13 protein-coding genes are annotated in these 14,042 nt (G+C 61.0%); 10 read left to right on the top strand and 3 right to left on the bottom strand.

The window, feature by feature from the left end:
• Positions 1-18: 18 nt before the first annotated feature.
• The 3 genes from GGR23_RS12555 (at position 19) to hisC (ending at position 3,023) form a co-directional block, all read left to right on the top strand.
• The gene (locus tag GGR23_RS12555) at positions 19-621 is read left to right on the top strand and encodes a TetR/AcrR family transcriptional regulator (protein WP_183366624.1); all 603 of its coding nucleotides are present in this window, start codon (positions 19-21) and stop codon (positions 619-621) included.
• A gap of 61 nt (positions 622-682) precedes the next feature.
• On the top strand, positions 683-1,933 hold the full coding sequence (gene ispG / locus GGR23_RS12550; protein WP_183366623.1) for a flavodoxin-dependent (E)-4-hydroxy-3-methylbut-2-enyl-diphosphate synthase: 1,251 nt from the start codon (positions 683-685) through the stop codon (positions 1,931-1,933).
• Between the two features lie 4 nt (positions 1,934-1,937).
• Entirely contained in the window at positions 1,938-3,023 is a 1,086-nt protein-coding gene (hisC, locus tag GGR23_RS12545) for a histidinol-phosphate transaminase (RefSeq protein WP_183366622.1), read from the top strand.
• On the opposite strand, the gene GGR23_RS12540 is transcribed toward hisC, so the two are convergent.
• Positions 3,007-3,642: a LysE family transporter gene (locus GGR23_RS12540; RefSeq protein ID WP_183366621.1), complete on the bottom strand. Its 636-nt coding sequence runs from the start codon at positions 3,640-3,642 to the stop codon at positions 3,007-3,009. The two genes, hisC and GGR23_RS12540, sit on opposite strands and share 17 nt — an antisense overlap.
• A gap of 127 nt (positions 3,643-3,769) precedes the next feature.
• Entirely contained in the window at positions 3,770-4,681 is a 912-nt protein-coding gene (locus GGR23_RS12535; protein WP_183366620.1) for a polyprenyl synthetase family protein, read from the bottom strand.
• 103 nt (positions 4,682-4,784) lie between these two features.
• Between GGR23_RS12535 and mtgA the strand changes: the two genes are divergently transcribed.
• The 4 genes from mtgA (at position 4,785) to GGR23_RS12515 (ending at position 7,243) form a co-directional block, all read left to right on the top strand.
• Positions 4,785-5,582 carry a monofunctional biosynthetic peptidoglycan transglycosylase gene (gene mtgA / locus GGR23_RS12530; protein ID WP_183366619.1) on the top strand — a complete coding sequence of 266 codons (798 nt, stop codon included), beginning with the start codon at positions 4,785-4,787 and terminating at the stop codon, positions 5,580-5,582.
• 75 nt (positions 5,583-5,657) lie between these two features.
• On the top strand, positions 5,658-6,305 hold the full coding sequence (locus tag GGR23_RS12525; protein ID WP_183366618.1) for a glutathione S-transferase family protein: 648 nt from the start codon (positions 5,658-5,660) through the stop codon (positions 6,303-6,305).
• Positions 6,306-6,475: 170 nt separating this feature from the next.
• Complete coding sequence (gene rpmF / locus GGR23_RS12520) at positions 6,476-6,661, top strand: 50S ribosomal protein L32 (protein ID WP_027487079.1); 186 nt, start codon at positions 6,476-6,478, stop codon at positions 6,659-6,661.
• Between the two features lie 174 nt (positions 6,662-6,835).
• Positions 6,836-7,243, top strand: a complete 408-nt coding sequence (locus tag GGR23_RS12515) for a hypothetical protein (protein WP_183366765.1) — start codon at positions 6,836-6,838, stop codon at positions 7,241-7,243.
• A 48-nt stretch (positions 7,244-7,291) separates the two neighbouring features.
• Here the strand turns inward: GGR23_RS12515 and phaR are convergent, their stop codons facing one another.
• Positions 7,292-7,867 (bottom strand): polyhydroxyalkanoate synthesis repressor PhaR, encoded by a 576-nt coding sequence (gene phaR, locus GGR23_RS12510; protein WP_183366617.1) that lies wholly within the window; start codon positions 7,865-7,867, stop codon positions 7,292-7,294.
• Between the two features lie 238 nt (positions 7,868-8,105).
• Here phaR and GGR23_RS12505 point away from each other — a divergent pair, with 238 nt between their 5' ends.
• The 3 genes from GGR23_RS12505 to GGR23_RS12495 all read left to right on the top strand — a co-directional run bounded on the left by GGR23_RS12505 (position 8,106) and on the right by GGR23_RS12495 (position 14,040).
• A complete protein-coding gene (locus GGR23_RS12505) occupies positions 8,106-9,287 on the top strand; it encodes an acetyl-CoA C-acetyltransferase (protein WP_183366616.1) in 1,182 nt (393 codons plus the stop codon).
• An 83-nt stretch (positions 9,288-9,370) separates the two neighbouring features.
• Positions 9,371-10,096 carry a beta-ketoacyl-ACP reductase gene (gene phbB, locus GGR23_RS12500; RefSeq protein ID WP_183366615.1) on the top strand — a complete coding sequence of 242 codons (726 nt, stop codon included), beginning with the start codon at positions 9,371-9,373 and terminating at the stop codon, positions 10,094-10,096.
• Positions 10,097-11,010: 914 nt separating this feature from the next.
• Positions 11,011-14,040: a helicase-related protein gene (locus GGR23_RS12495; RefSeq protein WP_183366764.1), complete on the top strand. Its 3,030-nt coding sequence runs from the start codon at positions 11,011-11,013 to the stop codon at positions 14,038-14,040.
• Positions 14,041-14,042 lie beyond the last annotated feature (2 nt).

Genomic DNA, 14,042 nt, shown 5'->3' with positions numbered 1-14,042 from the left:
ATGTAAAAGTGTCAAACCATGTTTGTGAACGAAGATACCATTGGCTCTCGGCGTGGCGCGATCCTTGAGGCGGCCTTCCGGTGCTTTGCCCAATACGGGTTCAAGCGGGTCTCGATGGATGACATCGCGACGGCCGCCGGACTTTCGAGGCCGGCGCTTTACAATCATTTCAAGAACAAGACCGAAATCTTCCGTGCCTGCTTTGCGGCACTTGGCGCCCAGGTTGCCGACGAAGCATGCGCCGCGTCGTCCAAGGCAGGCGGCCTTGTCGAAGCGCTTGATCAGCTGCTGGCCACGGCCTTCGTCAAGCCGCATCGCGAACTGGGCCTGATGCCGCACGGGGCGGAACTGATCGGCATGAAGAACGAGTTTGCCGCCGATCTGATGGCGGAGTGGTTCGCGGGCGTCGAGAAGCAGGCGGCCGTGCTCATCGAAAAATGGCAGGGCAACGCCGCTGACCCGCTTTATCCGCCCGCCACGGTGGCACGCCTCCTGGTCGATGCGGTCGAGGGCATCAAGACGCGCGCGCCCTCCATTGACGAGGCCGAGGCAGACATGAAGGCGATGGTGAGGCTCTTTGCCGCCGCCATCGGTCCAACGAAAGACCAGAGCCAAACTTGACAACCGACCTGCCTTCCTCCACCTGAAAAGCGACCCGTCACTTGTGCTGGAAGAGCCCGCCATGACCTCCAACAATCCCTATGATCCGAAGCCTCGCCGCAGAACGGTGGCCGTCGATGTGGGCGGTGTGATCGTTGGCGGCGGTGCGCCTGTGGTCGTGCAGTCCATGACCAATACCGACACCGCAGATATTGATGCGACCGTTGCGCAGGTGGCCGCCCTTCATCGGGCCGGGTCGGAAATCGTCCGGATCACGGTCGACCGTGACGAAAGTGCCGCCGCCGTCCCGCGCATCCGCGACAGGCTTCTGCGGCTGGGCATCGATGTGCCGCTGGTCGGCGATTTCCATTACATCGGACACAAGCTTCTCGCTGATCACCCTGATTGCGCCGAGGCACTGGCCAAGTACCGCATCAACCCCGGCAATGTCGGCTTCAAGGACAAGAAGGACAAGCAGTTCGGCGACATCATCGAGATGGCGATCCGCTATGACAAACCGGTGCGCATCGGCGTCAACTGGGGATCGCTGGATCAGGAGCTGCTGACCCATCTGATGGACAAGAATGCCGCGGAAGGCTCACCTCTTTCCGCGCGCGAAGTCATGCATGAGGCGATCGTCCAGTCGGCGCTGATTTCGGCGCAGATGGCAGAAGATATCGGACTTCCCCGAAACCGCATCATCCTGTCGGCCAAGGTCAGCCAGGTTCAGGATCTGATCGCGGTTTATTCGATGCTTGCGGAGCGTTCGGATCACGCTCTCCATCTCGGGCTGACCGAGGCGGGTATGGGAACAAAAGGTATCGTGGCGTCGTCGGCTGCCATGGGGTATGTGCTCCAGCACGGGATCGGCGACACGATCCGCGTCTCCCTGACGCCGGAACCCAACGGTGATCGGACACGCGAAGTTCAGGTGGCGCAGGAACTGCTGCAGGTCATGGGCTTCCGGCAATTCGTTCCGGTCGTGGCGGCCTGCCCGGGTTGCGGTCGAACCACCTCGACCGTCTTCCAGGAGCTTGCCCAGCGCATTCAGGAAGATATCCGCAAGAACATGCCGGTCTGGCGCGAAAAATACCCGGGAGTTGAAGCCCTCAACGTTGCCGTGATGGGCTGCATCGTCAATGGACCCGGGGAGAGCAAGCATGCCGACATCGGAATTTCTCTTCCCGGCACGGGTGAGACACCGGCAGCACCCGTCTTCATCGACGGCAAGAAGGCTCTGACGCTTCGCGGCCCCAACATCGCTGCCGACTTCGAGGCGCTGGTAATCGACTATATCGAAAAGCGTTTCGGCACCCGAAGCGCAGCGGAATGAACCGATGAGCAAATACTGGTCTCCCATCGTCAGCGAGCTGAAGCCCTATGTTGCGGGCGAACAGCCAAAGATCACCAACCTGATCAAGCTGAACACCAACGAAAACCCCTATGGACCCTCGCCAAAGGCGCTGGCCGCCATCAGGGACGCGGCTGACGAGCGTCTCCGGCTTTATCCAGATCCAGCCTCCACCGCGCTGCGTGACAGCATCGCCCGCCTGCATGGCGTTACCGCGGATGAAGTCTTTGTCGGCAACGGCTCGGATGAAGTGCTGGCCCATGTCTTCAATGGGCTGCTGAAGCATGAGAAGCCGCTTCTCTACCCCGATATCACCTACAGCTTTTATCCGACCTATAGCCTCCTCTATGGGATCGAGGCCGTGGAAGTGCCGTTGAGGGACGATTTCACCATCGATTTCTCCGAATTCGATCGGGATTGCGGCGCCATCATCTTCCCGAACCCGAACGCGCCGACCGGCATTGCGGTCAACCGCGAGGCCATCGAGCGGCTCGCGGCCTCGAAGCCGGATACGGTGATCGTCATCGACGAAGCCTATGTGGATTTCGGGGCGGAAACGGCCATCCCGCTGACGCGGAAATATCCCAACATTCTGGTGGTTCACACCCTGTCGAAATCCCGTTCGCTTGCGGGGCTGCGGGTCGGTTTCGCCATTGGCCAGCGGCCGCTCATCGATGCGCTTGAGCGGGTCAAGGACAGCTTCAACTCCTATCCGCTGGATCGGCTCGCCCAGGCAGGCGCTGCGGCCGCTATGGAGGATGTGGATTGGTTCGAGCTCTGCCGGCGGAAGGTGATGACAAGCCGTGACCGTCTGGTCGTCTCGCTGGAACGTCTCGGCTTCGAGGTGCTCCCGTCCCACGCAAACTTCGTCTTTGCGCGGCATCCGGACAGGGATGGCGCGGAACTGCAGGCAGAGCTGAGAGCCAGGTCCGTCATCGTCCGGCATTTCAAGAAGCCGCGCATCGATCAGTACCTCCGGATTTCCATCGGCACCGATGAGGAATGCGATGTCCTGATTGAAGCCCTTGCCGATATTCTCGCCCGCAACAGCCAGCTCAAAGAGCGGATCTGAGAAGCATTGCGCCGGCATAGGCGAAAAAGGCCGCGGCACCCGCCTCGAGCGGGCGGCGCTGCCGCAGGTAGGCTGCATGCACGGCCGGGATCGAGAAGAGCAGGGCGAAACCGGCAAAGATCGTCAGGCCGAGCAACAGACATCCGCCGACGAAGAGCAGTGTCTGTTCCGGGCCTGACCCCGGCGGAAGAGCCAGCGACGTCAGCATGATCCATGCCATTATCGCCTTCGGATTGGTCAGGTGCACCCCGTAACCCTTTGCGTAATGGTGGCGCAGGCTATGCCCCCTGTCCGCAACCGACACGTTCAAGGAACCGGGCTTCATCGCCTTTCTTGCCATGCCCCAGGCGAGAAACATCAGGTAGCTTCCTCCGATCAGCTGCACGACGGTGAGCACCCCAGGCTCCGCATGAATCAGCGCTGAAACACCGATTGTGGTCAATGCAGCCCAGGTCATCGAACCCGACAGCACGCCGAGCGCACGGGCGAGACCTGCGGCCCGCCCCGCGCTGACGGCGGTCTCGACGATGGTGAGGATGCCAGGGCCGGGCGATGCCGTCGCCGCAACATAGGCTCCCCAGCCCAGGAGCAGGGGCGAAAGCTCGGCAGTTGCGGGCACGGCACATATCTCCTGCTGATGCGATGTCCGCAGGATAAGCGCCGACAGCCGGACCTTGCAGGCGAGATCTTGTCTCCGGGACAAGATAGGCTTCAAACAGCAGACGATGGAATGCCGGCTATCTTTTTCAGTTCTTCCGCTCGGCCACGAAACGGGCCGCTTGCAGCAATGTCTCTGCCTTTTCGCCGAAGGGGGCAAGAAGATCTTCCGATTCAGCCACCAGCCGCTGAAGCGCGTCCCTGGCCCAGGCCTCGCCATGCAAGGAAACGAGCGTGCCTTTGCCACGGGCGGCATCCTTGCCGGTTGCCTTGCCCATGGTTTCGGGATCGGCGGTCAGGTCCAGCAGATCGTCCGCGAGCTGGAAGGCGAGACCGATTTTTTCTCCGAAGCGCCGGAGCCGGTCGCGATCCTCCTTCAGGGCACCGGCCAGGATAGCGCCGGCTTCCGCGGCAAAGCGGATGAGAGCGCCCGTCTTCATCGCCTGAAGGGTTCGGATGCCTTCTTCGTCCGGGCTCTTTTTCTCGGCCTCGAGGTCGAGCATCTGGCCTCCTGCCATGCCGCCAAGGCCGGAAGCGCGCGCCAGCGCGAGAATGACATCGACCTTGATCGAAGCGGGAAGATCGGTTTCGGAAGCCGCGAGGATGTCGAAGGCGTAGGTCAGCAGGCTGTCGCCGGCCAGTATGCCCGTTGCCTCGTCAAAGGCCTTGTGCACTGTCGGCTGTCCCCGGCGCATGTCATCGTCATCCATGGCGGGAAGATCGTCATGAACAAGGGAGTAGCAGTGCACGCATTCCAGCGCTGCCGCCACGCGCAGGGCCGGCCCGCTCTCAGCGCCGAAAAGGGAGGCACTTTCCATGACAAGGAAGGGGCGGAGACGTTTTCCGCCATTCAGGACGCCGTGCCGCATGGCCGCCCGCAGCCGCTCCGGACGGGCAATTTCATCGGAACGCAGATCAGCCGAGAGGAGTTGGTCGAGAAGACGCTCGACTTCCTGTGCCCGGGACTGAAGCTTCTGCTCGATGGATGATGTCTTGCTCATGCAGGGCTCTTTGCCACGCTTGCCCCGGCCGATGCAATCGCTTTCCTTAAGCACATTTTGGACTCGGTGGGCGTGAGGCTGGAATTGCCGGAGCCATAAGGGTATGAGTGACACGCAGGCAGGCAAGGATGGAAGCGTTTTGGGGCCAATGGTGGATACCGTGCCGGACATTGAGCTGGAGGCGGAGGCGCCGGCTGCGCCACAGGTGGCGCCGGTGAAAAGTGCCTTTCGCTCCCGCATGCGTACGGCCGCAAAGCTGGTCCTGGGCCTGATCGTCCTGCCTTATGCATTGATCTTTGTCTATCTGGTCCCCTTTACCCACCCGGTTTCCACGCTGATGCTGGGTGATCTCGCCCTCTTCAAGGGTTATGATCGGCGTTGGGTGTCCTTCGACGACATCTCGCCGGTCCTCGTGCAATCCGTGATGATGTCCGAAGATGGCCAGTTCTGTGCTCATAGTGGCGTTGACTGGACGCAGATGCGGGGCGTGGTGGACGATGCTCTGAAGGGTGTGCCTACCCGTGGGGCCAGCACGATATCCATGCAGACCGCCAAGAACCTCTTTCTCTGGAACGGGCGGTCCTTCCTGCGCAAGGCGCTCGAAATTCCGCTCGCGATGGCCTCCGATCTCGTGTGGTCGAAGCGGCGCATGATGGAGATCTATCTGAATATTGCCGAATGGGGGCCCGGCATCTACGGAATCGAGGCGGCAGCCCGCCATCATTTCAAGGTTCCCGCTTCGAAGCTCAGCCGCAGGCAGGCGGCACTGCTCGCCGTTTCCCTGCCCAATCCCTATACGCGGATCGCCAGCAAACCGGGGCGGGGTCTGCGACAGCTCGCCTCCGTCATCGAGCGCCGCGCTGCCGGTTCCGGCGATTACATCAAATGCCTTTATGACTGACTTCACCGGATTTCGTTGGTGCTCCGTCCGATAGCCGACTAGCGTGCGGTCATGACAACGCGGAGCAGCAACATCATGGCCGAACTGACCCTCTACATCGGAAACAAGAACTACTCCTCCTGGTCCCTGCGCCCCTGGATCGCCATGAAGGCGTGCGGCATTCCCTTCAGCGAAGTGCTCATCCCCTTCGATATGAAGGCAGGGAACCCGAAGTTCCGTACACTTTCCCCCGTGGGGCGGGTGCCGGTGCTGCATCACGACGAGATCAGGATATGGGAATCCCTTGCCATCATCGAATATGTGGCCGAGCTCTTCCCCGAGGCAGGATTATGGCCCAAGGCCCAGGGCGAGCGGGCGCTCGCCCGCTCTATTTCGATGGAAATGCTCTCCGGATTTGGCGCCTTGCGCTCCGCCTGCCCGATGAACATCCGCCGCCAGCCGGCAGCGATCCCCGTCGGTGAGGACGTGCGGGCCAATGTGCGGCGCATAGAGGCCATCTGGAAGGATTGCCGCCAGAAGTCAGGGGGGCCTTTCCTGTTCGGCGCCTTCTCGGCTGCAGATGCGATGTTTGCGCCCGCCGTGAACCGCTTCGAGGTCTATGAGCTGGTTTCCGACCCTGAGACGCTTGCCTACATGACCGCGGTCAAGCAACATCCTGCCTGGGTGGAGTGGCAGCATGCAGCCCTTGCGGAAACCTGGTACGTGGAAAAAGACGAGGTTTGACCGGAGCCCTTGGGACCGGTGCCCTGCAGAATCGGCAAAAATTGCTAAAAGGGCTGGTCAAACGGGAAACGAGCATGTATAAGCCGCCCAATTTCCGAGATTGAACCGTGATCCCGGCAGCCGTATCTGGCTGAGGAGAGCGGTTTTGCCCCGTCAAGTGGAGTACTCAAATGGCTGTACCGAAAAGAAAAACAAGCCCGTCGAAGCGCGGTATGCGCCGTTCTGCTGACGCGCTGAAGAACCCGACCTACGTCGAAGACAAGAACTCCGGCGAACTGCGCCGCCCGCACCACATCGACCTGAAGACCGGCATGTACCGCGGTCGCCAGGTTCTGACCCCGAAGGAAAGCGCCTGATTTTTCTCCGGGCCGGCCGAATTCGGCCGGTGCGACATACTGATCGGAAAGACCGGCCCCTGGCCGGTCTTTTTGTTTGGGCTCCAGCTTCCATTTTTATTCGCGGAATGCTCTTTTCCTGAAACCCGTGAGCCGGTGCAGCGCGTTTGTGCCGGAAGGAAAAGGAATGTCATGATGCTTGTTGCGCTTCCGCTGATGATCGTACCGTTCGCGCTTTACAACCTTGCCATGATCGGCCTGTTCGGCGGGGGCGGGGTCGCCTCTCTGCAGACGGTCCTTCTGCAGGTTTCCATGCTGTCCGGAGCGGTGTGGTCGCTCTCCCTCGGGGACCTCTTCATCCTGATAGGACTTGTCTTCTTCTTTCTCGAACTGCTGAAGTCCACGCGCAACTCGTCGGGCTCGCTGATGAACCACATGCTGTCACTTCTGGTCTTCGTGGCATTCCTCGTGGAGTTCCTGGCGGTGCGGGACGCCGCAACCCAGGTTTTCTTCATCCTGATGGTCATCGCCTTCATCGACGTCATCGGCGGTTTTGCCGTTTCTGTCAGAAGTGCCAGCCGGGACGTTTCCATCGGCCTGTGAAAAAGGGGCCTTGCGGGCCCCCGGTCAGGTCTAAGCGATGGATCCTTTTCAGAGAGTGTCAAGCTTGGTCTGAAGGGCGCGCAGCTGCTCCTTGAGCTCGTCGATGTCCTTCGGGTCGGCCTTCTTGGCCTCCTTGGGCTGCGGCGGTGTCATGAAGGGTGAGAACATCTGCATCGCCTGATGGAACATCTCGGTGTTGCGCTTCACCTGTTCTTCCATCATCTGCATCGGCGCCTGAAGGTTCTTGGTCAGCGGGCTGTCTCCGAAAGCACGGGTCATCTGCTCCCTTATCTGCACCTGCTGTTCGTTGAAGGCCTTCATGGAGTGCTCGAGGAAGCTCGGCACCACCATCTGCATCTGGTCTCCGTAATAGGAGATCAGCTGGCGGAGGAACGAGATCGGCAAAAGCGTGTTCCCCGTCTTCGATTCCTGTTCGAAAATGATCTGCGTCAGCACGGAATGCGTGATGTCTTCGCCGGTCTTGGCGTCCTGGACGACGAAGTCTTCCCCCTTCTTCACCATGACGGCGAGATCGTCGAGCGTTACGTAAGTGCTGGTTCCGGTGTTGTAGAGTCGGCGGTTGGCATATTTCTTGATTGTAATTTGCCCGTTGTTTTTCGCCATTATGATCTCCCTGCCCACCGGCGTGCATCCGGCCAAGACTGTCTCCCGTCTCAGACTTTATGCGCAAGAAATGGGCATGACAATCACTTTGTGCGATGCGGGAAATGCTTTTGATCAATAGCAAATCTGCGACCAAAGCCGTTCTGGGCAGAAAGGGCACGGTGCCTTAAGCCGTTTGACTTGCAACCCAAGCTTTGTCAGTTTTCGGACAACGACCCATCGAAAGCGAGGAGATCCCATGAGCAATCCATCCATCGTCATTGCGAGCGCTGCCCGCACCGCAGTCGGCTCCTTCAATGGCGCGTTCGGCTCGGTACCGGCGCATGAACTCGGCACCGCCGTGGTCCAGGCCGTCCTGGAGCGCGCGGGCGTGGACCCGAAAGAGGTCAACGAGGTTATCCTCGGCCAGGTTCTTCCTGCCGGGGAGGGCCAGAACCCGGCTCGCCAGGCGGCCATGAAGGCGGGCGTGCCGCAGGAAGCGACGGCCTGGGGCATCAACCAGCTCTGCGGCTCCGGCCTGCGCGCGGTCGCGCTCGGCATGCAGCAGATTGCCACCGGGGATGCATCCATCATTGTCGCCGGTGGTCAGGAATCCATGTCCATGGCTCCCCATTGCGCCCATTTGCGATCGGGCACGAAGATGGGCGACATGAAAATGATCGATACCATGATCAAGGACGGCCTGACCGACGCGTTCCACGGCTACCATATGGGCATCACGGCCGAAAACGTGGCGCGCCAGTTCCAGCTCACCCGCGACGAGCAGGATCAGTTCGCGCTCGCCTCCCAGAACAAGGCTGAAGCTGCCCAGAAGGCCGGCCGCTTCAAGGATGAAATCGTCCCCTTCGTCATCAAGGGCCGCAAGGGTGACGTCGTCGTCGATCAGGATGAGTATATCCGGCATGGCGCCACGATCGACAGCATGGCCAAGCTGCGCCCGGCTTTCGACAAGGAAGGCAGCGTAACGGCGGGCAATGCGTCCGGCATCAATGACGGTGCCGCCGCCGCCCTGCTGATGACCGAGGCCGAAGCCTCGCGCCGCGGTATCCAGCCGCTGGCACGCATCGTGTCCTGGGCAACTGCAGGCGTCGATCCCAGCATCATGGGCACCGGTCCTATCCCTGCCTCGCGAAAGGCGCTGGAAAAGGCAGGTTGGTCGATCAACGATCTGGATCTTGTGGAAGCCAATGAAGCCTTCGCCGCACAGGCCTGCGCCGTCAACAAGGATCTGGGCTGGAATCCCGATATCGTCAACGTCAATGGCGGCGCCATCGCCATCGGCCATCCGATCGGTGCCTCCGGTGCGCGCGTGCTCAACACGCTGCTTTTCGAGATGAAGCGTCGCGGCGCCCGCAAGGGTCTCGCCACGCTCTGCATCGGCGGCGGCATGGGCGTCGCCATGTGCTTCGAGGCGCTTTGAGCGGCTTGTCGGAAATTTGGCCCGGATGACCAGCATCCGGGCCGCGCTTGCAAACCTGACATAATCATAAAGGGGGGAATGGCATGACGCGAGTAGCATTGGTCACGGGTGGGACGCGTGGCATAGGGGCGGCCATATCGGTGGCACTGAAGAATGCGGGTTACAGGGTTGCGGCGAATTTTGCCGGCAATGAAGAAAAGGCCAGGGCCTTCGAGGGCGAAACCGGCATCCCGGTCTACAAGTGGGATGTTTCCAGTTATCAGGCCTGCGCCGAGGGAATTGCCAGGGTGGAGGCCGATCTTGGTCCGGTGGACATCCTGGTCAACAACGCGGGCATCACGCGCGATGCCATGTTCCACAAGATGACGCCGGAGCAATGGGGTGAGGTCATCGGGACCAACCTGACCGGCCTTTTCAACATGACGCATCCGATCTGGAACGGCATGCGCGAGCGAAACTTCGGACGCGTGATCAACATTTCCTCGATCAACGGGCAGAAAGGCCAGATGGGGCAGGCCAACTACTCCGCAGCCAAGGCCGGCGACCTCGGTTTCACTAAGGCTCTTGCCCAGGAAGGGGCGGCAAAAGGCATTACGGTCAATGCCATCTGCCCCGGCTATATCGGGACTGAGATGGTGCGGGCCATTCCCGAAAAGGTGCTGAACGAGCGCATCATCCCGCAGATACCCGTGGGCCGGCTTGGCGAGCCGGAGGAAATTGCCCGTTGCGTGGTCTTTCTCGCGTCCGAGGACGCGGGGTTCATCACGGGTTCGACCATCTCCGCCAATGGCGGCCAGTTCTTCGTGTGAGGCATCCCTTAACGCAAGGTTTAAAAGGCGGCTGCAAAGCCGCCTTTTTTGCAAAGCGCAGCAGGAAAAAAGTTAACGGGCGCGTTGTCCCTGCAGCCTTCCGAAGGTGCTTATCCACCGATTTCTATGGTTAACAAATTGATATTACACAATATACTGCGGTGAACAAATCGGGAAACGAGCCACGTCAGCGATTCGTCTGCGATTCGTTCCAGCCCTGTTCTGAAGGTTAATTCCCGTCTTGGCACAAGACTGGCCTACATTAGTCCGCCACTGAGTTCAGCGAGACCGCCGACTATCCCGCGAAGGCAAATGACCCCGCTTCACGGGCATTAACCTTTGCACGACGCCGGAGAGCGAGTTGAGGGAAACAGAGATCCCGAAATCGTATATGGTGAACAATTGAGATACTACATGTTGATGCGAACAAAAGAAGAAAATCACGACGTCGGTGATTCGTCTGTGATTCGTTCCGTTTTTGGACAGTTTGTTAACGAGCCTCCGCCCCGAAGGAGCAAGAGCCGGAAGGGCAAGCTTAACAAACGGTTAATCCGCCTCGCCGCTTCTCGCGAAAGAGTTAACGGCGCCCGCGATGTCTGGGCTTGCCTCTTCCGCAGGCTGTCTTGATATGGCACGGACGAGGCCCAGACAATCTAGATGTAGTGGGGAACAAATCGGGAAAATGCCCTGGTGAGCGATTCGTCAGCGATTCGTTCCGTCGCTGTTCCATTCGTTAACCCGATGGCGTGTTCCGGACTTTGCGACATCCTGTCCGCCAGGGCGGCGGTTCTTTTCCAGAAGGTCAATTTAAGCACTTGTCTTTGGTCTCCGGGAACGCCATGTGTGCGAGGTCTCCGGCGGACTTCGTGGAAGCTGGACGGTTTTTGTGGAACGACATTTTGATCAAGCAACCGATGATCCTGAGCGGTCGCGGCGTCACCGCGGTCCTCGGCCCGACCAATACGGGCAAGACCCATTACGCGATCGAGCGCATGGTTGCGCACGGTTCGGGCGTGATCGGGCTGCCGCTGCGTCTCCTGGCGCGGGAAGTCTATACCCGTGTGGTCGAGCGGGTCGGTGCTGCCCATGTCGCTCTGGTGACGGGCGAGGAGAAGATCGTTCCGCCTTCTGCCCGTTTCCAGGTCTGCACCGTGGAGGCCATGCCGCGCGAAACGCGCGCCGCTTTCGTCGCCATCGACGAAGTGCAGCTTGCGGGCGACCTCGAGCGCGGCCACATCTTCACGGACCGATTGCTGCATTTGCGCGGGCGCGATGAAACGCTCCTCCTGGGTGCGGGCACCATGCGCACCATCCTCGAGCAATTGCTGCCCGGCATCACGGTTGTCGAGCGCCCCAGGCTTTCACAGCTGTCCTATGCCGGCTCGAAAAAGATCACGCGCTTGCCCAAGCGCAGCGCAATCGTCGCCTTTTCTGCAGAAGAAGTGTACGCCATCGCCGAACTGATCCGCCGTCAGCGCGGCGGCGCTGCCGTCGTCCTCGGTGCGCTCAGCCCCCGCACGCGCAATGCGCAGGTAGGGCTCTACCAGGAAGGCGACGTGGAGTACCTCGTCGCGACGGACGCGATCGGGATGGGTCTCAATCTCGACGTCGATCACGTTGCCTTTGCCCAGGATAGAAAGTTTGACGGTTATCAGTTCAGGGATCTGAACCCCGGCGAAATCGGCCAGATCGCGGGACGCGCAGGGCGCCATGTCCGCGACGGCACCTTCGGGGTGACGGGACGAGTCGATCCCTTCGACCCCGAACTTGTGGAGCGGATCGAAACCCATCATTTCGACCCGGTGCGCGTGCTTCAGTGGCGGACGAAGGAGCTGGATTTCGCTTCGATAAAGGCGCTGCGCGCAAGCCTCGAAGCGGCACCTCCGGTACAGGGGTTGACGCGCGCATTGCCTGCCGTCGATCAACAGGCGCTGGAACTGCTTGCACGCTACCCGGAGATTCAGGATATTGCGACCACACCCGAAAGGGTAGAAAAGCTTTGGGAGGCATGCGCGCTTCCCGATTATCGGCGCATTACCCCTGCCCAGCATGCCGAACTCATTGCCACCCTCTATTCGGATCTTGTCCGGCATGGTGCTGTCAACGAGGACTACATGGCCGAGCAGGTTTACCGTGCCGACCGCACAGAGGGCGAGATTGACACATTATCGGCCCGAATTGCGCAGATAAGGACGTGGACCTATGTGTCCAACCGTCCGGGATGGCTTGCCGATCCGACACACTGGCAAGAAAAGACGCGGGAAATCGAGGATCGGTTGTCTGACGCGTTACATGAGAGGTTGACGAAACGCTTTGTTGATCGCAGGACATCTGTGCTCATGAAGCGCCTGAGAGAGAATGCGATGCTGGAAGCTGAAATCAGTGTGAATGGAGATGTCTTCGTCGAGGGACATCATGTCGGGCAGTTGGCCGGTTTCCGGTTCTCCCCAATCGCCGTGTCCGACGGCCCGGAGGCGAAGGCAGTCCAGACTGCCGCGCAAAAGGCTCTTGCGCTCGAATTCGAGGCGCGGGCTGCCCGCCTTCACGCTTCCGGCAATGGCGACCTCGCCCTTGGCGCCGACGGTTATGTGCGGTGGCTCGGCGAGCCGGTTGCGCGGCTTGCCGCCAACGATCACGTCATGCGTCCCCGCGTCATCGTTCTTGCCGATGAACAGCTGACGGGACCCGCGCGCGAACACGTCGCCGCGCGAATCGAGCGCTTCGTGAACCATCACATCTCCACCGTTCTGAAGCCGCTCGACGATATTTCCCGTGCGGAAGACCTGCAGGGACTGGCGAAGGGGCTTGCGTTCCAGCTGGTCGAGAATCTCGGCGTGCTTTTCCGCCGCGACGTGACCGAGGACGTCAAGTCGCTGGATCAGGATGCCCGAGCCTCGATGCGCCGCTACGGCGTTCGTTTCGGCGCCTACCATATCTTCATGCCCGCCCTGCTGAAGCCTGCACCGGCAGAGCTGATCACGCTGCTTTGGGCGCTGAAGAACGACGGCATGGACAAGCCCGGCTATGGTGAGCTTATCCCCGCGCTTGCCGCCGGCCGTACCTCGGTGGTCACCGATCCCGGCTTCGAGCGGACCTTCTACAAGCTCGCGGGTTTCCGCTTCCTGGGCAAGCGTGCGGTGCGTATCGACATTCTCGAACGGCTCGCGGATATCATTCGCCCGCTTCTGCAGTGGAAGCCGGGCACGACACCCCGTCCCGAAGGTGCCTATGACGGCCGCCGCTTTACCAGCACGCCCGCCATGCTCTCCATCCTCGGGGCCACGCCCGACGATATGGAAGAGATCCTGAAGGGTCTCGGGTACCGCGCCGATGCGGTAAAGCCCGAAGAGGCGGCCGCCTACCTTGCTTCGATTGAACCGGCGCAGGCCGCTGCCGAACCGGCATCGTCCGAGGGTGAGGAAGCCACGTCCGAGCCTGCTGCCACGCAGGCTGGGGAGGCGGTTGCTTCCGATACTGCCGATGCAGCGCCCGCTGCCGAGCAGCCGATCGAAGCGGGCACAACCGACACCGCACCGGAAGCGCCCCTCGAGGTCAAGCCCGTGCTGCTTTGGCGTCCGGCCGGGCGGCAGGACAACCAGCGAAACCATCAGGCAGGCAACCGCCGCCCGCAGGGCGGGAATCGCGGCGGTGAAGGCGAAGGGCGCGGAGAGCGGGGTTCCCGACAGGGCGACAACCGTCGCGGCGAAGGCAATCGCGGTGGCCGTGATCGTCCGCAGGCGAGGGCTGATCAGGGCCGCGCCGAGCAGAACCAGGGCAAGCGCCATGAGCGTCCCGAAGGCGACCGCAAGTCGCGTCCGGACCGCAACGAACGCCCTGCCCAGCAGCAGCGTTTCGAGGCAAGGCCGCCCCGAAAGGAAAAGCCGGTCGATCCGGACTCGCCCTTCGCAAAACTGGCTGCCCTCAAGGAACAGATGAAGAAGTAGGC

Source organism: Gellertiella hungarica, assembly GCF_014197145.1.
In the GTDB taxonomy this organism is placed as follows: Bacteria; Pseudomonadota; Alphaproteobacteria; order Rhizobiales; family Rhizobiaceae; genus Gellertiella; species Gellertiella hungarica.
This window is presented reverse-complemented; position numbering and strand designations above follow the sequence as displayed.